Origin of the sequence: Sporomusa sp. GT1 (assembly GCF_014634905.1) — a bacterium.
In the GTDB taxonomy this organism is placed as follows: Bacteria; Bacillota; Negativicutes; order Sporomusales; family Sporomusaceae; genus Sporomusa; species Sporomusa sphaeroides.
Genome location: NZ_BMBX01000001.1, coordinates 641,714 through 663,167 on the forward strand (window position 1 = coordinate 641,714; position 21,454 = coordinate 663,167).

21 protein-coding genes and 1 other annotated feature are annotated in these 21,454 nt (G+C 49.5%); of the genes, 6 read left to right on the plus strand and 15 right to left on the minus strand.

Features of this window, described 5'->3' with window-relative positions:
• Positions 1-6 precede the first annotated feature (6 nt).
• Positions 7-432, plus strand: coding sequence for a metal-dependent transcriptional regulator (locus tag GT1_RS03235; protein WP_075754327.1), 426 nt, complete (start codon positions 7-9; stop codon positions 430-432).
• A gap of 22 nt (positions 433-454) precedes the next feature.
• Here the strand turns inward: GT1_RS03235 and GT1_RS03240 are convergent, their stop codons facing one another.
• The 12 genes from GT1_RS03240 to GT1_RS03295 form a co-directional block, all read right to left on the minus strand.
• Positions 455-1,861 carry a ferrous iron transporter B gene (locus GT1_RS03240; RefSeq protein ID WP_188397332.1) on the minus strand — a complete coding sequence of 469 codons (1,407 nt, stop codon included), beginning with the start codon at positions 1,859-1,861 and terminating at the stop codon, positions 455-457.
• Entirely contained in the window at positions 1,858-2,631 is a 774-nt protein-coding gene (locus GT1_RS03245; RefSeq protein ID WP_223226022.1) for a FeoB small GTPase domain-containing protein, read from the minus strand. The genes GT1_RS03240 and GT1_RS03245 overlap by 4 nt, the downstream gene beginning before the upstream one ends.
• Before the next feature lie 4 nt (positions 2,632-2,635).
• Entirely contained in the window at positions 2,636-2,908 is a 273-nt protein-coding gene (locus tag GT1_RS03250; RefSeq protein WP_188397341.1) for a FeoA family protein, read from the minus strand.
• A 236-nt stretch (positions 2,909-3,144) separates the two neighbouring features.
• Positions 3,145-4,527, minus strand: coding sequence for an adenosylmethionine--8-amino-7-oxononanoate transaminase (gene bioA, locus GT1_RS03255; RefSeq protein ID WP_188397343.1), 1,383 nt, complete (start codon positions 4,525-4,527; stop codon positions 3,145-3,147).
• On the minus strand, positions 4,509-5,267 hold the full coding sequence (bioD, locus tag GT1_RS03260) for a dethiobiotin synthase (protein ID WP_188397345.1): 759 nt from the start codon (positions 5,265-5,267) through the stop codon (positions 4,509-4,511). Before bioD ends, bioA begins: the two co-directional genes overlap by 19 nt.
• 3 nt (positions 5,268-5,270) lie before the next feature.
• Positions 5,271-6,443 (minus strand): 8-amino-7-oxononanoate synthase, encoded by a 1,173-nt coding sequence (gene bioF / locus GT1_RS03265; protein WP_188397347.1) that lies wholly within the window; start codon positions 6,441-6,443, stop codon positions 5,271-5,273.
• Complete coding sequence (locus GT1_RS03270; RefSeq protein WP_188397349.1) at positions 6,427-7,218, minus strand: 6-carboxyhexanoate--CoA ligase; 792 nt, start codon at positions 7,216-7,218, stop codon at positions 6,427-6,429. The genes bioF and GT1_RS03270 overlap by 17 nt, the downstream gene beginning before the upstream one ends.
• A gap of 6 nt (positions 7,219-7,224) precedes the next feature.
• Positions 7,225-7,698 (minus strand): hypothetical protein, encoded by a 474-nt coding sequence (locus GT1_RS03275; protein ID WP_188397351.1) that lies wholly within the window; start codon positions 7,696-7,698, stop codon positions 7,225-7,227.
• Positions 7,699-7,702: 4 nt separating this feature from the next.
• Entirely contained in the window at positions 7,703-8,710 is a 1,008-nt protein-coding gene (bioB, locus tag GT1_RS03280) for a biotin synthase BioB (protein WP_188397353.1), read from the minus strand.
• Positions 8,711-8,915: 205 nt separating this feature from the next.
• Positions 8,916-9,428, minus strand: a complete 513-nt coding sequence (locus tag GT1_RS03285) for a YmaF family protein (RefSeq protein WP_075754307.1) — start codon at positions 9,426-9,428, stop codon at positions 8,916-8,918.
• Positions 9,429-9,564: 136 nt separating this feature from the next.
• The gene (locus GT1_RS03290) at positions 9,565-9,888 is read right to left on the minus strand and encodes an AzlD domain-containing protein (protein ID WP_075754304.1); all 324 of its coding nucleotides are present in this window, start codon (positions 9,886-9,888) and stop codon (positions 9,565-9,567) included.
• Positions 9,878-10,573 (minus strand): AzlC family ABC transporter permease, encoded by a 696-nt coding sequence (locus GT1_RS03295; RefSeq protein ID WP_373325855.1) that lies wholly within the window; start codon positions 10,571-10,573, stop codon positions 9,878-9,880. Before GT1_RS03295 ends, GT1_RS03290 begins: the two co-directional genes overlap by 11 nt.
• A 105-nt stretch (positions 10,574-10,678) precedes the next feature.
• Here GT1_RS03295 and GT1_RS03300 point away from each other — a divergent pair, with 105 nt between their 5' ends.
• The 3 genes from GT1_RS03300 (at position 10,679) to GT1_RS03305 (ending at position 14,390) form a co-directional block, all read left to right on the plus strand.
• Positions 10,679-12,196: a PLP-dependent aminotransferase family protein gene (locus tag GT1_RS03300; protein ID WP_075754302.1), complete on the plus strand. Its 1,518-nt coding sequence runs from the start codon at positions 10,679-10,681 to the stop codon at positions 12,194-12,196.
• A gap of 135 nt (positions 12,197-12,331) precedes the next feature.
• Positions 12,332-12,624, plus strand: a binding site (T-box leader).
• Between the two features lie 47 nt (positions 12,625-12,671).
• Complete coding sequence (locus GT1_RS22705; RefSeq protein WP_331250330.1) at positions 12,672-12,773, plus strand: symporter small accessory protein; 102 nt, start codon at positions 12,672-12,674, stop codon at positions 12,771-12,773.
• 33 nt (positions 12,774-12,806) lie between these two features.
• The gene (locus GT1_RS03305; RefSeq protein ID WP_188397355.1) at positions 12,807-14,390 is read left to right on the plus strand and encodes a sodium:solute symporter; all 1,584 of its coding nucleotides are present in this window, start codon (positions 12,807-12,809) and stop codon (positions 14,388-14,390) included.
• Between the two features lie 58 nt (positions 14,391-14,448).
• Here GT1_RS03305 and GT1_RS03310 read toward each other — a convergent pair whose 3' ends face one another.
• Positions 14,449-16,122, minus strand: coding sequence for a WG repeat-containing protein (locus GT1_RS03310; RefSeq protein WP_188397357.1), 1,674 nt, complete (start codon positions 16,120-16,122; stop codon positions 14,449-14,451).
• Between the two features lie 371 nt (positions 16,123-16,493).
• On the opposite strand from GT1_RS03310, the gene GT1_RS03315 reads away from it, so the two are divergent.
• Entirely contained in the window at positions 16,494-18,236 is a 1,743-nt protein-coding gene (locus tag GT1_RS03315) for a choline/carnitine O-acyltransferase (RefSeq protein WP_188397359.1), read from the plus strand.
• Positions 18,237-18,370: 134 nt separating this feature from the next.
• Here the strand turns inward: GT1_RS03315 and GT1_RS03320 are convergent, their stop codons facing one another.
• Positions 18,371-19,021, minus strand: a complete 651-nt coding sequence (locus GT1_RS03320) for an N-methyl-D-aspartate receptor NMDAR2C subunit (RefSeq protein WP_188397361.1) — start codon at positions 19,019-19,021, stop codon at positions 18,371-18,373.
• A 79-nt stretch (positions 19,022-19,100) separates the two neighbouring features.
• Here GT1_RS03320 and GT1_RS03325 point away from each other — a divergent pair, with 79 nt between their 5' ends.
• Entirely contained in the window at positions 19,101-19,820 is a 720-nt protein-coding gene (locus tag GT1_RS03325; RefSeq protein ID WP_188397363.1) for an SIMPL domain-containing protein, read from the plus strand.
• 81 nt (positions 19,821-19,901) lie between these two features.
• Here the strand turns inward: GT1_RS03325 and purH are convergent, their stop codons facing one another.
• Positions 19,902-21,443 carry a bifunctional phosphoribosylaminoimidazolecarboxamide formyltransferase/IMP cyclohydrolase gene (gene purH / locus GT1_RS03330; RefSeq protein WP_188397365.1) on the minus strand — a complete coding sequence of 514 codons (1,542 nt, stop codon included), beginning with the start codon at positions 21,441-21,443 and terminating at the stop codon, positions 19,902-19,904.
• Between the last annotated feature and the right edge of the window lie 11 nt (positions 21,444-21,454).

The following is a 21,454-nucleotide window of genomic DNA, read 5'->3' on the forward strand; positions in this document are numbered from 1 at the left end:
ATATCTATGCTTTCACCAAGCCTGGAAGATTATTTGGAAGAAATCTATCGGTTTCATGCCAATCTCGGCGTTGTCCGGGTTACTGATATCAGCCACAAACTTAATGTGTCTATGCCTTCTGTTTCCAAAGCCATGCGCAAACTCAATCTTCTTGGTTATATCACCTACCAAAAATACGGTCATATCTGCCTGACTGCCAAAGGCATCGAAACCGGCAAATTCCTTGTCCGCCGCAACCAGATTCTGCAGGAGTTTTTAGTAATGCTTCGCACTAACTGCAACATTGCCGCCGAAGCCGAAGCCATTGAGCATTACTTATCCAATTCAACTATTGAAGCCATTCAGTCCTTCGTAGTATTTATGCGAAAAAATCCCGATACGTATCAGCAGTTATACACCTTTCTCGAAGAGCGTCAGCCGACTGATTTGTAGACGGCAGTCTGACATCCTCCGGCTATACCAAGCCTAACGCCCGAGCCGACTGGGCAACAATAAAGCATACGGCAAAGCCAACTATGGTCGGCAGTAAAAATGTCAGGAACGTCCATTTGGCGCTGCCTGATTCTTTATATGCCGAGAGCAAAGCCGTCGTACAGGGCCAATGCAGCAAACAGAACAACATGGTATTTAGAGCCGTCAGCCAGGTCCAGCCGTGGCTGATGAGGACTTGCCGCAATTGAGACAACTCATCAAGCTCAATCATATGGCCTATAGACAAATAGCTCATCAGCAAAATCGGAACAACAATCTCGTTGGCAGGCAACCCTAAGATAAACGCCAGCAAAATATAGCCATCAAGCCCGATTGCATAGGCGACAGGCTGCAGTCCTCCGGCCAGGTGCTGCAGGATACTGAGCTCACCTATGTATAAATTGGCAAAGAGCCAGGTGATTGCACCGGCCGGAGCCGCCATCAGGACCGCCCGTCTGAGCACGAAGAAAGTACGATCAATCATGGACCGGTAAATGACTGCACCAATATTCGGTTTGCGGTAAGGCGGAAGTTCCAGTACCATTGAGGAGGCTTCCCCTTTTAGAATTGTATGGGACAAAAGCCAGGACGTGACAAAAGTAATGGCAATTCCCAGCATAACCAGACCGGCCATAAAGACAGTGACAACAGCTGTTTCATATTGTGGCGTTAACGCCCCGCCAACAAAAATGGTGGCAATGGCAATCAGGGTGGGAAACCGGCCGTTGCAGGGTACAAAGTTGTTGGTCAGAATGGCAATAAGCCGTTCCCGGGGCGAATCAATAATCCTGCAGGAAACTATGCCGGCGGCGTTACAGCCAAAACCCATGCACATAGTAAGAATCTGCTTGCCGCAGGCCTTGCACTTTTTAAACAAATTATCGAGGTTAAAGGCCACCCGGGGAAGATAGCCCAAATCCTCCAATAGAGTAAATAACGGGAAAAAGATAGCCATTGGCGGCAGCATTACCGCAATCACCCAGGCCAGTGCCCGGTAGAGGCCAAGCACCAGAATACCATGCAGCCACTCAGGCGCACCTGCAGCTTGAAACCAGACAGTCAACTGGTCCTGGAAGCTAAAAAGCGCTGTGGCAAGCATTGCCGAGGGAACGTTAGCCCCCTCGATGGTAATCCAAAATACCAGGCTTAGCAGTATCAGCATAATTGGATAGCCAAATATACGCGATGTCAATATGTCATCAGCCTTGTTATCCCAGCAGGATTTATCGGTTGCCGGTGATGTAACGACTTTGCGGGCAATGCTCTCAGCATTGGCATATACATCGGCAACTATTTTGTCACTTAACTGGTTGCCATAGCGAAGGCGAATAGCCTCAGCCTCCGCGCATAAACCGGCAAACGTATTCAGCGGCTTAACATTATCCTTCATTGTATGGCCTCCCTGACAACAGGATTGCCGCTCAACTGCAAGTGCAAGGCAATACTTTCAATAAAAGCCCTGTCTCCGTCTAACAGTCTAAGCGCTACCCAGCGGGCATTAAGCCGTTTATCTATATGACGCTCAATATTGGGTAAAAGCTGCGCGATTGCTGCTTCCACCTCAGGCGAATACTGCAATTGTTTGTGATGAGTCTTACACTCACCTGTGGCTATACGATACAAAGTAGCTAGCAAGTGATTAAGACCTTCATTTTGGCGTGCTGCTGTTGCTACCACCAGCACGCCAAGTTCTTTTTCCAGCAGGTTTATATTTACCTGGATTTGCTTTTTTCTGGCTTCATCCATGAGATTAACACATACGACAACCTGAGAAGTTATTTCCATGATCTGCAGCGCCAGATTCAAGTTTCGCTCCAGACAGGTCGCGTCCACTACCACCAGAGTCACATCAGGACGCCCAAAGCAGATGAAGTCCCGCGCAATCTGTTCTTCTGCCGTATGTGCCATGATGGAATAAGTGCCTGGCAAATCGACCAGTAAGAAGGACCGGTTATTATAGCTAAATGTCCCTTGCGCATTATCCACCGTTTTACCCGGCCAATTGCCGGTGTGCTGCCGCAAGCCTGTCAGGGCATTGAAAACCGTGCTTTTGCCAACATTGGGATTACCTGCAAGAGCAACAATAAACTGCCCGGGATTGGCTTGAATCCCGAACTGCTCCCGCAATACTTTGCGGGCCGGTACTATTACTTGCGCCACTTTGTCAGCCCTCCATTTCATGAGTATCATTGCGAAGATGCGCCCGGATAAGCTGCGCATCTTCGGTGCGCAAAGCGATAGTACTTCCCCTGACAGCAAACGCTATCGGATTGCCGGCAGGACTTTTCCGCACACACCGGACCGTTGTGCCTGGAACCATTCCTAAATCAAATATCCGCCTTCTTAATAATCCGCCAAGTTCAACACTGGCCACATAACCGGATGCCCCTACTGCCAAATCGGAAAGTGCAATTGTTGATGCCTGTTCACTGCTCATTTTACCAACCTCCTCAACTTAACCAAAGCTAACAGATGGGCCAAAAAATATAAGTTAGCTACAGCTAACTGTCAGGCCATCTGTTATATGCTATGAACCAGCCTTGTGGTCGGATACAAAAAATGCATATTTTCCAAGCAGCGTTAATACACTTTTAGATTGCAGGTGCAGCTAAGTTATTATCCGATGACTAAGATTCAGATGGGGTTAAACCCCCACCTGAATCAAGTCTCCATTTATAAATCAGTCGGTTGCATACTGCTGCATTCCATTCTGCCTGTTTCTGTAGTCTTCCTAATGGCGTATTCGATAATGTCCAGCATAGTTTCAATTTCACTAACCGTACTGCCAAGCGGCGGCATAAAAATAACCACATCACCAATCGGACGGATGATCAGTCCCCGCCGGCGCGCTTGTTCACACACATTGGCGCCAACAGCCTGCTCCCACCGGTACGGAACTTTCCGGCTCCTGTCCTGCATCAATTCAATCCCCACAATAAGACCACACTGGCGAACATCACCCACATGCTCAAGCCTGGCTATGACTTTGAGCTTGGCTGCTGCGGCGGCTATCCGGCAATTGAGCCCCTCAATTACCTTTTCCTCGCTGAATATCCGCAAATTAGCCAATGCGGCCGCACAGGCCAACGGATTGCCGGTATAGGAGTGTCCATGGTAAAAAGTCTTTTTAGCAGCATAATCGCCCAAAAAGGCATTATATATTTCGTCTGTAGTCAGCGTTGCTGCCAGCGGCATATAGCCGCCGGTTATGCCTTTGGACAGGGTCATCATATCAGGGGCTACCGCTTCATGCTCACAGGCAAACATCTTTCCTGTCCGGCCAAAACCCGTCGCCACCTCGTCGGCAATAAAGAGTATGTCATATTTCCGGGAAATATCCCGCACTTTGGCCAGATAACCGGGCGGTGACATGATCATGCCTGCTGCCGCCTGCACCAGTGGTTCAATAACCAGGCCGGCAATCTCTTGATGGTGCTCAGCCAATACCTGCTCCAGCCTGACGGCACACTGCAGGCCACAGGTGGCCGGATCGGAGGACAGTTTGCAATGATAGCAAGACGGGGCCGGAAGATGCACCGGCGTAAACAACAACGGTTTGAACACCCGGTGAAACAAATCAATGCCGCCAACGCTGACTGTCCCTACGGTATCTCCATGATAGGCCTGCTCCAGCGCAATAAACTTCTGTTTGCCGGGCTTACCTTTATGCTGCCAATATTGGAAGGCCATTTTCAGGGCCACTTCCACTGCCGTCGAGCCGTCATCAGAATAGAATACCTTATTCAGCCCGTAAGGGGCTATGGCCACAAGTTGTTCGGCCAGTTCGGCGGCCGGTATGTTGGCTAACCCCAGCAGAGTCGAATGCGCCACTTTACCAAGCTGATCAATAATGGCTTGGTCGATCTCAGCCTTGCGGTGACCATGAAGGTTGACCCATAAAGACGATACGCCATCATAATACTCATTGCCCTCAGTGTCAATAAGCTTAATGCCTGACGCAGCGGCAATAACCTTCTGCGGTCTCGACACCCAGTCCTGCATCTGAGTAAAGGGATGCCAAACATACTGCTTGTCTCTCAGCTCTGTTGGGGACACGGACAAACCGCTCCTTTCATCATACCGATTAAATGGTCTATCGCCAAATGCTGTTCCGCTGCCTTGCCTAAGGTAACCATTGAGGCTTGACCTGATGGAATCCCGGCAAGTGAAGGAAACTTGCCCAACACCGGCAAACCTGTCAAAAGCTTTATATAAGCTAAGTTGCTGCGTTCTAACACAGTTGCCGCAGCTTCATCCCAGCAATTAGCAATAATGCCGGCCAGCGGTATGCTTCGCTGCCGGGCATATTCTGCAGCCAGCACAGTATGGTTAATTGTACCCAGATTAGGCTTCACAACAAGTATGACAGGCAGCTTAAGTTCCAGCATCATATCGGCCACAAGATAGTCTTTCCAGACAGGTGCAGCCATGCCGCCTACCCCTTCCACCACCGTTAGCTCCGATTGGTGCAACATAGCCCGGCAAGCGGTAATTAACTTTGTCACATCGATAGTCATACCGCACTCAGCAGCAGCCACCGCCGGGGTCAAGGCAGCAGCCAGGCAGACAGGGTTGACCTCCTGCCGCCGTTCTTCAGCCATGCCGGCAGCCGCCATTAAGAAGGTAGCGTCCTCAGACACTGGTTGGCCACTGGTATTAACCCTGCCGCCTGAAGCTACCGGCTTAACCACACCGACATTTATCCCGCGCCGCTTCAAAGCAGCGGCAATGGCTCCGCTAATAACAGTCTTGCCCACTCCGGTATCGGTTGCCGTAATAAACAAACCTTTTTGCATTTTCTATCCCACCACCATTCCAAACTGTCTGGCCCTTGCCGTAATTGTTTCTACGGCCTGGCGCAATTCATCCCGTTCATGTGCTGCAATCACCGTCAACCGCAGCCTGCTTGTGCCGCAAGGCACAGTCGGCGGCCTGATAGCTGTAATAATAATTCCCTGTTTATATAATTCATCAGCCAGGCGGACGGCAGCGCCGGCCTCACCCACCATAATGGGTATGATCGGCGTCACACCGCCAGGCACCGGCATACCGGCAGCCTGCAGCAAACTTCTTACATAATTGGCGTTTTCACTCAGCTTGTTGACCATGTCCGGTCCGGCTGACAGCTGCCTGAGAGCGGCCAGCGCCGCCGCAATCGTTGCCGGCGCCAGTGCGGTGGAAAAAATAAAGCTGCGCGCTTTATTCTTTATATACTCAATCAGCTCTTTTGACCCGGCAACAAAACCACCTTCTGCCCCAAGTGCCTTGCTTAGTGTGCCGATTTGCACCTGAACCTTATGCTTTATGCCAAAATGAGCAGCCGTTCCCTGTCCGCCTGGTCCAAGCACACCGGTAGCATGCGCATCATCAACTATAAGGAGAGCATGATACTTTTCAGCCAGGTCGGCAATGGCAGGCAGCGGCGCTATATCCCCATCCATGCTGAACACACCGTCTGTTACGATCAGCCGTTTTCCCCGGCAGACAGTGCCTTGCAGCAGGCCATGCAAATCCGCCATGTCTGCATGCCGGTATATCACAGTCTGCGCCCGGGATAAACGGCAACCGTCAATGATGCTGGCGTGATTCCACTCATCACTAAAAAGAACGTCATCCGGGCCGGCCAAAGCACTGATGACACCAAGATTAGCCATATAGCCGGTATTAAATACCAAGGCTGCTTCCGTCCCTTTGAATCTGGCTAATGCCGGTTCCAGCTCATCAAACAGCGGGTGCGTCCCGGTAGTAAGTCTGGACCCGCCCGAACCGGTGCCATATGTCAGTGTTGCCTTGACAGCAGCCTGCTGCAATTCAGGGTGATGGGTCAGGCCCAGGTAATTATTAGAAGACAGCAGTAAGTAAGTCTGTCCGTTTATCCGGACATGACCGGGAGCAACAGGGTCGCAGGTTACCGTCCGCCGATACAAATCACAGGCTTTTGCCTGCTCCAGAAACTCACTCAGAAACTGCATCAGCAGCACCTCCTGCCGCTGGAACTTTAACCAGTATCGGCTGATACTGCAGGTAATCTACCAGTTGTTTCAAATCAGTGTTTTCCTGTATAAAGAAAATCCTGCCGCCAATAGGACTGCCATGAGGTTTTAACTGGGTAAACCGGGTGTATGCCGCCGGGGTTGCCACATAACCGGCCGTATATTCCGGGTCATCTGACCAGCATAATTCCGCAACCATACCCGGTGCCGACATAACTTTAGCGGCTAACACCACCGCCTCACGGAGATGAATCTGGTTATTACCGTACCCCTGACGGTTCAGCCAATGCAAATAGTCTTGTTCATCGGCAATATCCATCCGTGATACGCGAACTCCCCGCTCAGCCTGCGTGTCAAGCCTCAAGCCTGTTTGCGCATTGACTACCATAGCGCCCCGCAGACTGACTGGCAATCCGGCCAGCGCGCTCATGCCTGCCGCCGCGGCCACAGGCGCAACTCCGGCCCTGATCAGCATGGCTTGCGCCGACTCCCGCCCGGCAATCATATCAGGAGTATTCACCGTTATAATTGGCAGGCAGGTTACTTCCCTCACGGCCTCAGCAGGAACGGTCTCGACAGTAAGATTGATAAAATCGGCCGTTCCCCGGCTATGAGACAGCGCACGCCTAAGCATGGCCGCTGCTACGGAGGTGAGCAGTTCCCCGCTTACCAGCCGTTCGGCACCGGAAATATGTTTGCCGCCTTGCTCGTGCGTACTGCCTTGGGCTGCCCTCATTCTAACGCTGTACAGCATGCTCCGTCACCTTCCCTTATGTTCCTTTATCCGTTTTAACAAAGCCGTAAGCGGCCAAGCCAACAAAGCCGTGTACATCATCCCCGGCAGAGCTGCCAGCAAAAGCGGGATTGCCGCTTTGCCAATAAACCCGCCCAGCGCCAGCCGGGCAGCAGCCGAACCTGCCGGACCTGCCAGCACAATAATCGGCCAGGAGTTTCCGAACAGGACGATTATCATACCGACAACTCCCCGGAATACCATGGCGATAAACACATTTAACAGCGACTGGGTACCAAGTATTAGGCCAATAACACTTGACAGCACACCTGCCGTAATATATTTGCCAAAACCAAACACTGCACAAATAGCCACAGCCAGCGGCGCTGACAGTTGAAATTCTGTTCCCGGCAGCAGTCCCGGCAGCTTAAAGGTGCCGGTTATGGTGATAAAGGCGGTCAGCAGCCCAACCTCGCTGATCCACCCCACTCTGCTCAGCATATCGTTATTCCTTGTTGACAGCTTTTGCCGACAAAGGGCGCAGCCCTGCATCTTTTACCATGGCCACATCCATCTCACAGTTGCGTCCGCCTGTTGTAAGATAACCGCCAATCAGCATGCCATTAATTCCTCCCATCAGGCTTATGGATTGTAAATCCCGCAAGTTTACCTCCCGCCCGCCGGCAGTACGAATTCCTCTGGCAGGCAGAATAAACCGGAACAGGGCAAAGGTTTTCAATATTTCACGCGGCGGAACCGGTGGCTGTCCGGCCAGTTCTGTGCCTTTAATAGGATTTAATATATTAAGCGGCACAGAATGAACGGCCAGTGTCTTAAGTTCAAATGCCATATCCAATCTGTCTTCCATGCTTTCGCCTAAACCGATAATGCCGCCTGAGCATACCTCCAGCCCGGCTGCGTGAGCAATGCTGATGGTGTCTGCCCTGTCATCATAGCTATGGGTTGTGCAAACATTTATGTAGTAATTGCGGCTGCTCTCAACATTATGGTGATAGCGGCTTACCCCGGCTGCCTTCAGCGCTATGGCCCGTTCCAGTGTCAAGGTGCCGAGTGAGGCACATACCATTAGGCTGGTTTCCTGCTTAATTCGCTCCAGGGCACTGACAATCTGCGGGAAGTCCCGGTCTCGTTCCACCCCCCTGCCACTGGTAACTATGCTGAAACGAAGCGCCCCGCCGGCTTCGGCCTGTTTGGCTGCCGCTACCAGTTCAGCTTCACTAAGTAATGGATATATGGAAATATTGGCTTGGTGATGAGCTGATTGTGCACAAAAACGACAGTTTTCCGTACACAATCCGGAGCGGCCGTTTACGATAGCGCACAAGTCAACGTCATCACCAACAAACTGTTGCCTGATCCTGTCAGCCATCGCTAATAAGAACGGCACCTCTTTATCATCAATTGCCGCCAGGACTGACGCCTCTTCCCGGGATATTTCCCCACCCTCCAGCACTTTGGTGCCAAGCTTAATAATCAATTCCGTACTCAGCATGTCGCCCTCCTCTTGTTAACCGATTTTATTTATCATGGTTAACTAATAAAACAAACGTTAACCATCAATTTTTATCATGGTTAACGTTAAAATTATACTATATTCTCACACATCCTGCAAATAGAGAAAATACGGTTTTCCCCCGCCCCCTGGCAAACACAAGTAAAAGATCCGCCAACACGTGCCGGCGGATCTGTAAGCAGGTTCATTTCTTCTCGTCAAGACGCTTACCGAATTTATATTTAGGCATTGGTTTTATTGGTATGTCACACTCGTCTTCAACTTCTTCGCAGTCATCGGTACTATGATAGTCGTCACAAAAGTCATCTTCATCCTCTTCATCGTCCGGGCAGAAGGTTGACGGTCCGAGACCGGTAGCACCGGAAAAGCTATGGCAATGTCCACAGTCTTTGCTTGTCACGCCTTCAAAGTAATGAACATGAGTGCCTTCCGGCATTTCAATAGCCGGTCCGGTCATAATATCCTCGGTATGCCAGTGCCCTTCCCCGTTTTCTTCACTGATAAATGAAGTCCGCCCATGAATCCGGTGAATATGGGTTCTTCCCCTTTCCCTCGCAGGGCCACTAACTCCCACAATTATATGCTGATGCTCGTCGGCCACATCAGCTTCAAGCAGATAAGTATGCACATGTGGCATTGCACAGTTTTGTTGATGATAATGATGCTTGGATTTGCGATCGTCTTCGTTAACAGGCATAGTCTATAACACCTCCAAATTGGTTTCGCACCATATACTATGCCTGAAAACAGCAAATTGCTACCTTTTTAGTTACCAGCGACTTCAGGGCAAGAATCGGTTTTGACAGATTAACGGCTCCGGTTCAATAACACGCCTATATTCCAAGCCACCGCAGCGACAGCATGGCTGTCAAACCCAGTCCCATGGTCAGCATGGCGTTCCGGCAGGTATAAGCCACAATGGCCGCCAATATCCCCGCCAACAAATAGTGGTTGCTGAGAGACAAGTCAACCCGGCCCTGCGGCAGCAGCAGTGCCGGCACAATGAGGGCCGTCAGCACGGCAGTGGGAACATGCCTGAGCCAGCGCTCAAACCAACAGGGCAACCCGGTTTTTTTCAATAAAGCCAGCGCACCAAACCTCGTAAAAAAAGTAACCGCCGCCATTCCGGCGATAATCAGTAACATCTCAAACCGCATGGTTTTCCTCCTTTTCCAATAAGCCGCCTACAATACTAGCCGACACACAGGCAGCGATAATATACCATTTTCCCGGCAAATAAGCGGCTCCCACTACCGCCGTCACAGCAGCAACCAGGCAAACAGCCACACTGACAGGATTATTCAGCCGGGGCACCAACATGGCGAGGAAGACAGCCGGCATGGCAAAATCCAGGCCCCAGGCCAGTGGGTCCGGAATATAGCTTCCCACCAGCACACCGACAATAGTGGACAATGCCCAGGTAAAATATAACGCCCAGCTGCTTCCCATCTGGTAATTGGCGCTATAGCCGACTTGGGCTGTGCGATTGACGGTAATCGCATACGACTCATCTGTCAGTGCAAATGCCAGCAGGATCTGCCGGGCAAGCGGCAGTTTTAAAAGCTGCGGTGCCAGCGATGCTCCCATTAACAGATGACGAAGGTTAATCAGTAAGGTAGTAAATACTATAAGACCCCAGCCGGTAATGCCGGCTCCCAGCATAGTAATGCAGATAAATTGCGCTGCCCCGGCAAACACCAGGAGCGACATAAGTATGGTTTCTGCCGGAGTCAGGCCGGCTGCCAACCCCATAACACCGCAGGTAATACCAAAAGGCATTACTCCCAGCATAATAGGTATGCTGTCACGCGCCCCTTGCATATAGTCTCTCAAGAGCTCCACCGCCTTTTATAATTTATTTTATATTACCTGGCAGGAAAACCATTGTAAATATCCAATTATGACAATTATTATAATAATTGGATACACAAGGAGTTTTTTATTCAAATGGATATATCCAAAATTCTTGACAAAGTATTGCTTGCCCCTAAATCAGCGATTCCCCTGTACATGCAAATTGCCACCATATTGACCGAAAATATCAATAATGGCACCCTGCCTGCCGGCAGTAAGCTGCCGCCTGAACGTGAGCTGGCCGCTCTCTTAGGCGTAAGCCGCACGACAGCCATTAACGCGTACCGCCGCTTGGAGGAACAAGGACTGGTCAGCACCAGGGTCGGCAGCGGCACCTATGTAGCTGAGTTGACACCACCTGTCCAGAGTGTTCCTGCTGTACCCTGGTCACAGTTATTTACTCCCACCCCCAATACGCAATTATCCTCTATTTTACGTGAAATAATTGCTTCGGTCTCAGTCACTGACAGTATCCCGTTAGCAGCCGGTATGCCTGACCCGGCATTATATCCCGTAAATGACTTTAACCGTTTGTTTAGCCTGCAATCTGCCCATACTGGCGGCTGCGACTTAGGCCATATCCCTACAGAAGGCTATTTGCCGCTCCGCCATGCCTTGGCAGCCAGACTGACGACAAAAGGCTATGGCACAACCCCGGAAAACACAATGATTGTCAGCGGCTCGCAGCAGGGACTGTATTTAATTACCAAGGTTTTTCTGGAACCGGGTGATTATGTTATTGTTGAGTCTCCCACTTATCTGGGAGCCATCCAGGTGTTTAGTACTGCCAATGCCCGGTTACTTAGTCTGCCGTCTTCAGGCCGTTTACCGTTGGACCTGCTTGAGGATTATCTGATCCGCTACCGCCCTAAGCTGTTCTATATCATGCCGACATTTCAGAATCCCAACGGCCGGGTCATGCCGCTGGAAGAACGCCGCAGACTTTTGCAATTGGCGGCAAAACACCGGTTAATCATCGTCGAAGACGATCCGTATGGCGAATTATATTATGGTGAACAGCCGCCGCTTTCCCTCAAAGCCCTTGACCCTTATGGCGGCGTTATTGCTCTGGGGACTTTCTCCAAAATGCTCTTCCCCGGCCTGCGCACAGGCTGGGTTGTAGCGCCGGAAACAGTCATTAACCGGTTTGCCCTGGAGAAACAATATATTGATTTGCATAGCAGCAACCTGTCGCAACGATTGCTCTATGATTATTTAACGGCAGATTTACTTGATGATCACCTGGCGTTTGTCCGCACCGAATACAAAAAGCGCCGCGACTTTGTCGCCAGCGCCCTTAGACGGTACTGCAGCCCATACCTCACCTTTACCTTGCCGGCAGGCGGCTTTTATTTTTGGTGCACACTTAGCCATGGCATTTTTACCCGCCAACTGCTGCATGAAGCAGCAAAAACAGGAGTTTCATTTGTTCCCGGTGAAGCTTTCTATGCAGATGCCGCCGGTTCTCAGGAACTTAGAATCTGCTTTGTCACCTATCCGGAGGACCAGTTGCTCGAAGGTATTAAACGGTTGGGCAAAGCGCTGCATACCGTGGCCAACAGCACCAATACCGGCATCCGGGCACACCCGGGAGTTACCCCGATCATTTAAGGCAACCCTCATCCCCTTGTCCTGCAATTTTTTCTTGACAAAATACATATGTTTTACTATAGTATTCATCATAGTACATATTCATCAGAAATATTCCCTTGTGTTGCTTGCTATGTATAATTAAATTAGGACTATCGAAAAACGATGAAGAGGAAAAGTAGCCATTCAATTACAGCCCAGAGAGCTAGGAAACGGTGAGAGCCTAGCCTGAAGTTGATGTGTGAAGTTCTCCTTGGAGTTGCCAGCTGAAGAACGGGGCAATTGCTGTCCCGATTGGTAGGTGCGGACGGGACTTCCACCGTTAGCGGGAAGGAGGTATCGGTAACATTTAATGTTGCCCGTACTTTACAGAGCGGAGTCTGCCGGCCGATCAGCCGAATGACTCTACCAGGGTGGTATCGCGGGAAGTGAAAACTCCCGTCCCTTATCAATAGGGACGGGAGTTTATTATTTTTACATAAGGAGGTGATTACTAGTGTTGGGATTGACCGACCCCTGGATTGCATTTGCATACCTGGCTTGTTTTGCTGCTACTGCATTATGTATCTTTTATTCTGTCCGCAAAGGGGGCGAATAAACTAAATTTATTATAAATAAGGGAGCGATTGTTTTGAATACTGACTTACTTTATATTATGTCAGCCGTCTATCTGGGGATAACAGTTTTCCTCGGCTATCTTGGCTACCGGCACACAAAATCCTCAAAAGATTATATGATTGCCGGGGGTAATGTCCATCCTGTTCTTATGTCCCTGGCATACGGTTCAACCTTTATATCCACCTCGGCCATCGTCGGTTTTGGCGGAGCTGCCGGAGTGTACGGGATGAGCTTATTATGGCTGACGGTATTCAACATATTTGTCGGTATATTTGTTGCTTTTGTTTTCTTCGGTGTGAAAACCCGGCAACTTGCGCAAGAACTACAAGTCAAAACCTTTCCCGAGTTTCTGGGAGCTCGTTTTGCCTCTCCCTTTATCCGAAAATTCTCTGCTGCTATGATTTGCCTGACAATGCCTCTCTATGCAGCAGCCGTAATGATCGGCGGAGCCAGATATATGGAAGAAGCTTTGCAAATGGATTATGTGACTGCCTTGACGATTTTTGCAGTCATCGTGCTGGCCTATGTTTTCTTTGGTGGCTTGCGCGGGGTTATTTATACTGATGCACTGCAAGGTATTGTTATGTTCATTGGGATGGCTGCACTGGTCATATTTACCTATTCGCTGCTGGGCGGAGTCACCACGGCGCATTTGAAACTGGAAGCACTGCGCAATATGGTGCCACAGGCTATGATAGCTAAGGGACATATGGGTTTTACAGCTATGCCTGCATTTGGTTCGGAATTATGGTGGTTTGTCATTTCTACCCTGGTTCTGGGCGTAGGTATCGGTGTTTTGGCCCAACCGCAGCTTGCTGTACGATTCATGACAGTATCAAGTGCCAAAGGAATCTATAACGGCTTAGGAGTTGGCGCAGTCTTCATTCTTTTCATGACCGGTGTTGCTTTTACTGTCGGCGCTTTATCTAACGTATATTTTGTTGAGCATGGCGGAAAACTTGCACTGGCAGCAACGGCTGCAGGCGGCACAGCCCCAAATATTGATAAAATTATCCCGCTCTTTATCACCCTAGCCATGCCGGAATGGCTGCGCTATATTTTCTTATTCACACTGCTATCGGCAGCCATGTCGACCTTAAGCGGCCAATTTCATATTATTTCCACTTCTATTTCTTATGATTTGAATCCCAAAAAAGGCGCCAGCGATGCACAAACCCTGATGCTGGCACGTATCGGTACGCTGCTGGGCTTTTTACTAACTTTGGCATTAGCGCTTTATCTCCCGGCAGGAATTATTGCCATTGCTACGGCGCTGTTCTTCGGAATGTGTACAGCGGTTTTCCTGCCAATATATGCAGCCGCCTTATACTGGCCGCGCATTACTCCATCAGGCGCTATGTACAGCATGATTACGGCAACAGTAGTATACGCCGGACTGGTATTTTTTGTACACGAAAAAGAAGCCGGTATTTTTGGCCTCTGCGCCAGATTGTTCGGAGTTAACACCTTGGGCGTTACACCGTGGACATATATCGACCCCTTGGTTATCGCCCTGCCGGTCAGCGCGATCGTGCTCATTGCTGCCAGTTTGCTGACACAGCCTGCCGTCGAAGCAGCAGTTGCCGAAGAACTATAAAAAATACAAAGAACCCGCGAAATTTGCGGGTTCTTCTTCATTCAGCCGACCATAAATCCTAATTAAGATAATAGCTCTTTTCCCGTTCCAGCATCTCTTGATTCCAAAATAGCCCGACTTCGCTATACTTTGGCTCAATAACCATCTGGCCTGTTGTGTCCATAAATCCCCAAGTTCTCTTTTTAACCGGCAGCATACCAAAGGAACCGCCCATAAGCTCGGAAGCACTGTCAAATACCGCAGGGACTACCATGCGTCCCGTGGTATCAATTACTCCCCATTTATCGGCAATCTTTACTTTAGCAAACCCGCAAAAGAAGCCCAGTTTTTCTTCTAAAACCGCTTTATCGGGAAAACCAACATCATCATACCGAAAAGCAATGACCGTTTTACCGCTGGTATCGATAAAGCCCCATCTTTCCCCCACTCTCACCGCCGCCAAACCATCATACCCGAAGCTTGATACCTCATCAAACCTTAGCGGTGTTAACAGCTTGCCGGTTTTATCAACAAAACCCCATTTCTGGTCGTCTTTGACCTGAGCAAACCCGTTACGAAAAGCAGACATCTTATCATACTGTACCGGGACGACGGCAGCGCCGGTTTTATCTACCGCACCCCATTTATCTTTTATCCGTACTGTAGCCAGCCCCTCCCGGAAAACACCGGTAACATGATTTTTGGTCGATATAATTTCTTTTCCTGTTCTGTCAATAAAACCGCGTTTCGTATTTTCCGGCAAAAGTTCATTAGTCCGAATTTCCACATACCCGGCAGAAGCCCCCACAGCTACCAGAGCGGCTTCCAAAAAGGAAAATGACTTTTTCACAACCCAAACTTCCGCCACATCCTTGTTAAAAGGAAACGCTGTGTCATAGCCTGAAGCTAAAACAGTACCTTTTCTGTCTATGTAGCCCCACTTTTTTTCTACCTTGACTATAGCGATCCCATCTTGAAAGCCGCCAGCTACCTCGCCAAAAGCCTCCTTGATAACAACAGCGCCGCTCCGGTCAATAAACCCATACTTACTGTCCAATTTAACAGCAGCCAGCCCCTCGCTAAACTGACGGGCATTCTTAAATTGAAAAGGTAACATTACCTTGCCTGTATTGTCAATATAACCCCATTTCCCGTCGTTTCTAACCGGCGCCAGGCCTTCGGCAAACAACCCGGCCTCCTTGTACTGAACGGGGATCACCAGTCCTTCACCAATCCGGTAATATCCCCATTTGCCGCCACTCTTAACCAAAGCTAATTTTTCACTTATTCCCGCCACGGCATCAAATTCCACCGGTACCACAGCTTGCCCCTGGGTATCATAATAGCCCCACTTGTTTTTATGTCTGGCCGTCACAAATCCATCTTTGAAGGTCCCCACCTCATCAAACTGGGCAGGAATCACCAACTGGCCCCTTTTATCATAAAATCCCCAGCCGGTTTCTTTTTTTACAGCAATAAGACCTTCCTCAAAAGCTCTGATCTCTTTGCATTCAGCAGGTATGATATATTCTCCCTGCTGATCAATAAACCCCCATTTTCCCCCTGTCTTTACTCCTGCCAAAATAACATCCGGGATTTTTTTGTCATCCACGTTAATCTCCGGATTTATCGCCGGCACACTAACAGCCTGCTCTGTGTCCAAACTCGCCTCAGACGCAGCAAACGCCCGCGTTCCCGGCACCATTAATAGCGCCAATACAGCAATTAACCCGATAAACCCTTTAAAATTCACCAAAAAACCTCCTATTGATCAAGCTTCACTATTCCATTAAAACCCTTAATGGTTACCAAAATCAAACAATATATTCTATATAATTTACTTTTTATCCTCCATTTTTATCCAGGAATTTAGTCCCGAAATGCATGAGCATGCTTAAGGACATACGAAGCAAAAAGAGCGTCCCCACGCTTCTTGTTTATAGTGACATTTTCTCACGATAATCTACCTAGTGTCATTATCACAAGTTAAACACACGATTTGATGCTATTATTGTCATTGTTAACATTTTCATATTATAATGAAAGAGTAAAAATATTTATACTATGGACAGCAGACAATAGCTATACTCTGCACACCACACCACAGAAGGAGCTGAGAGTAAGGTGGACCAACACGAATTGCCGGCGCTCCCCGTCCCCGATCTTTGCCAGTCTATCGACTGGTATTTAAAAGGCTTACGGCCCTTGCTCAGCGAACACGAATTCGCCGAGGCCAAAACCGTGGCCGAACATTTTTGCCATAACGACGGTGCGGCGCTGCACGGCAAACTACTGGAATACAGCCGGTCAATCGCCCCTCGCAGTTGGCTCATGCCTTATTCACGCGACATCTATTTAACGATGCGGGACCCGGTCACACTTGTCGGCAATTATTTGCTGGAGCTTGCACTGCCCAGTTTTTCAGAAAAATACGACTATCTTGAGTTTACTGCTATTCTGGCACACTCTGCTGGCCAATTATATCTGGAAATTGTGCACAACACGCTGCCGGCGATGGCGCACAAAGAGACGCCGCTGTGCATGAGCCAGTTTCAGGGAGCATTCAGGGCAACAAAAATCCCGCACAAGAATAAAGACCGCTTCACGTTCTTTCAAGACTTTACCGAAGTTCATTCCTTCGGCGTATTTTACAAAAACAAATTTTATACAATAAAACTAATTGATGAGGACGGCCGGATATACAGCGCTGACTGTATCCGGCGCGCTTTGCAGCAAATTTATCACGACAAAGGCAGCCACGCCGAAGCATCCTGGAACGTCCTGTCTTTGGCCGGCAGCGACCGGGCGGCAGAACTGATTGCTGAAATCTGCCAAGTCCCGGCCAATGCCTGCAGCATGGATATTGTCAACAAAACGATGTTCATCGTTACGCTGACCTCGTTGACAAGCATGCAGCAGCCTCTTGCCGACAAGCTTTATAACAGTACCGACGATATCTGGGCCTATAAGCCGTGGAGCATAACGGTATATCAGAATAAAGTATGCACCTTCAACAATGAGCACACCTATATGGACGGCGTCAACAATATCTATCTAATCAATCGCTTGCTTAAAAAAATGGCCGACTTTGCCGGCAGCTTTGCCGACAACGCCCAGACCGCGCCTCTCACGCCGATCAATTTTGTCCTCTCGCCGCCAATCCAGGAGCAGCTGGCCGCCATAAAAGCGCAGTATCAAAAAACAGCGTCCCAGATCGACATAGTGCGCTATGTCCGCGACAAGCTGTGTATCGGCAAAATAAAGGCACGCAAGCTTAACGTGGACGCCTGTTTCCAGTTCGCCTTTCAGTATGCTCAGTTAAAAGTCTTTAAAGCCCTTAGGACAACGCACGAATCGGTTAGTGTAACGCAATATTATGAGGGCCGCACCGCCTGTATCCGCAGTGTCAGCGAAGAAAGCGCCCAATTTGTGGCCGCCTTGCTTAACGGCGCGCCGCAAAAGCAGCTGTCCGACATGCTCGCCCAAGCCAGTTGCGAGCATGTGCAAAAAATCGCCAAGGCCAAAGATTTCTGCTGCTTTATCAGACATGCCGCCGGTTTGGAAATTATGTACGAGCGTTTTGGCCGGGAGCTCGGCATACCAGAAAAACCGCCGTTATTCAGCGATGCCGCATTTGCCACATATTGTACGCAGTATTTGTCGACATCAACGCTCGGCAACACGCCGATCGTCGACACATTTGCCTTCGCCCCCGTCGCACCGGGTGGACTGGGAATCGGCTATGTCACCCATAATGACAGGCTGATCGCAGCCATCAGCTTTTACCGGCAGGATAACGCCAATATCGTCCTGTTTCAGCATGCGCTGGACGAATTTTTTGTTAAGCTTGAGTTATTGCTTACTTAATCGGGGTGGTGTAACACAACCAGGAGGTTTTCTATCACCGTTCACTTCTTATCCCAAATTAAATCGGGACTGGGGAGCAAAAAGAACGTCCCCATGCTTCGGTGATGATTCGCGGGGTGATGGATAGCTCTAGGTTATTGACTGGCCAATTGTTTGCCAAGCGCCTGTAGATTTCGTTTAGCGATGCTTTCGTACCGGTCCCGAAAGTAATCGGTCTGATAAATGCTGTCTTTACTGAGAAACCCTTCGATAACCTGCAATCGCCCTTGACGGTAGTCTAAATCAGGCACATGTCCATACTCGGCTCTTATCTGATGCTCATAATCCAAAAAGCCGTTCCATTCTCGCCCAAATACCGACAAATCAATATCTGCCAAATATTTTCCGTCCTCGCTGTCAGCCAGTTCCTGATGACTTGTCAATAAAATCAGTTTGGCTGCCTGTCCGGCAAATGCCGTCGGCAACCCCATTTGTTCGGCAGCATATGCCGCAACAGCTGCGCTCATATATTCGTTACTCTGCGAATTCGGCACACATACGATATCATGAAACCATAATGCATACTCCGCCACCGCAGGCTGAGCCAGCCTGTGCCTGATTTCATCAAAGTGGATAAAACAATCGGCAAGATGGTTCAATCCGTGGTAACAGCGAAAAAATTGCTGATAGCCATCCCAAATAAGAGTATGTATTTTATTGGCTGCCGAAGTCTTACAGGCCAACAAAGTAGCCAAACTATACCAGCGGCCACCCAGTATCATACTGACGCTTTGCAAAAATACCATCCCCAGCTTCTAATTTTTTTTTATTTTTTCCGTTACTTTTTACTTATCAGGGCGTTTATATGAATAAGGAGTTGATAGTATGAAAAAACCAGTCAAAATCTTAGTCCTGATGCTGCTAATTATAACAGCGGCGTTGCCGGCCGCTCTGGCTGCCGAAAAAAGTCCTAATGGTACCGTAGTCCAAGTAAGCGGCAATTACCAGATGGAAATTGCCCCGGATACTGCCTACATCAATTTGGGGACGGTAACAGAAGCCGAAACCGTAGCGGCGGCGCAGGCCAAAAATGCCGATATCTCAACTAAAATCCGCTCGCAGCTGGAAAACCTGGGAATCAAGTCAGACTACATAAAAACCGCCCACTATGTGGTAAACCCAATCTATAAATATGACGACAGCGGACGGCGCCTGCCAAGCATTAAAGGGTACCAGATTACCAACAGCATTACCGTAACAACATCGGTTGAAAAAGCCGGGGAGGTTGTGGATACGGCTTTGAACGCAGGAGCCAATCAGGTAAACAGCATCCGGTTCAGTAAAAATAACGAAACCGATGTGAAAAATGCCGCACTGGCGCAGGCCGTCCGGGATGCTCTTAGCAAAGCCGACGCCATTGCCGCAGCCTTAGACAAACGGGTGGTCAGGGTTACGACGGTAAACGAAAATGGTGTTCATCTGCAATCACCGGAAACCGGCAGCCGGTTGTATGCCAAAGCCATGGCTGACACTGCGTCAACCCCGATTTCCGCCGGACTAATACAGATATCTGCCAATGTGCAAATTGCCGTGGAATTGGAGTAACAGCAAAATTAGAAAAGTTATGCTTGGTGTTAAGATAGTTAAAGGGTCAGGCTGCAGCCTGGCCCTTTAACTATCTTATGTTTAATGTTTAAAATGCCTCATACCGGTGAACACCATAGCAATTCCATGGGCATCTGCCGCTTTAATCGAGTCTTCATCATGAACCGAACCGCCCGGTTGAATGATGGCTGTAACACCTGCCGCAATGGCAGCTCCGACAGTATCGGCAAACGGAAAGAAGGCATCTGATGCCAAAACTGCGCCTTTAGCCTGTTCACCAGCCTGTGCCAAAGCAATCCCGGCTGCGCCGACACGGTTCATCTGGCCTGCCCCCACACCCAGGGTTTTGTTGTCCTTGGCAATGACAATGGCGTTAGACTTGACATGTTTAACTACCTTCCAGGCAAAGAGCAGCTGCTCCCATTCATCGGCTGCCGGCTGACGCTTGGTGACAATTTTCATGTCGTTTTGGGCGGCAGTAGTCATATCGGCCTGCTGCAACAGCACACCGCCTGCCACTGATTTCACGTCAAGCCGGTTGCCATCAGGCTGCGGTATAGCGGCTGCCAACAGCCTGATATTTTTCTTTTGCGCCAGAATCTCCAGCGCGGCCTGACTGAAGGACGGCGCAATGACGGCTTCAACAAATATCTCGCTGATAAGCTGCGCGGTGGCTTCATCGACCTCCCGGTTTACGGCAACAATACCGCCAAAAGCCGATATTGGGTCAGCCTGATGCGCTTTTTGATAAGCTTCGGCCAACGTGGCGCCAATGCCTGTGCCACAGGGATTGGTATGCTTGATGATGGCGGCAGCCGGCTGCTGGAATTCCGCTGCCAGCGCATAGGCGGCTTCTACATCAACAATATTATTAAACGACAGTTCCTTGCCATGAAGCTGCCTGGCATTAGCCACACCCGGGCCTGAGTAATATTGCTCACGGTAAAAAGCAGCTGACTGATGCGGATTTTCTCCATACCGCAGGTCTTGGATCTTTTCATAGACCTGATGCAGCGTGTCCGGGAAAAGCCCTTGCCCCAGCTGGCCGCTCAGGTATTGAGAAATATATGCGTCATAGCCGGCGGTGTGGCTGAAAGCTTCCTGCGCCAATGCCATCCGGCTTTTTAACGCCACTTCGCCCCCGGCCTGCAACTCTGCAATAATGTCCTGGTACCGCAGCGGATTGACAACAACCGTCACATAGTGAAAATTCTTGGCCGACGCCCGGATCATTGCCGGTCCGCCAATATCAATATTTTCCACAGCCTCATTCAGCGTCACGTCCGGTTTCGCCACCGTCTGGCGGAAAGGGTACAGGTTGACTGCCACCAAGTCGATACCGTGAATGTTATGTTCAACCATGGCCGCCTGATGAGCCGGATTATCACGAATGGCCAGTATGCCGCCATGAATATAGGGGTTGAGCGTTTTAACGCGCCCATCCATAATTTCCGGAAATCCGGTGATTTCGCTCACATAGGTAACAGGTATCCCTGCCTCTTTAATGGCTTTCATAGTGCCGCCTGTTGAGATAATTTGTACCCCTAAATTGTGCAGTTCTTGCGCAAACTCAATAATTCCGGTTTTGTCCGACACGCTTAGCAGCGCACGTTTAATTTTCATCAGTCTCCTCA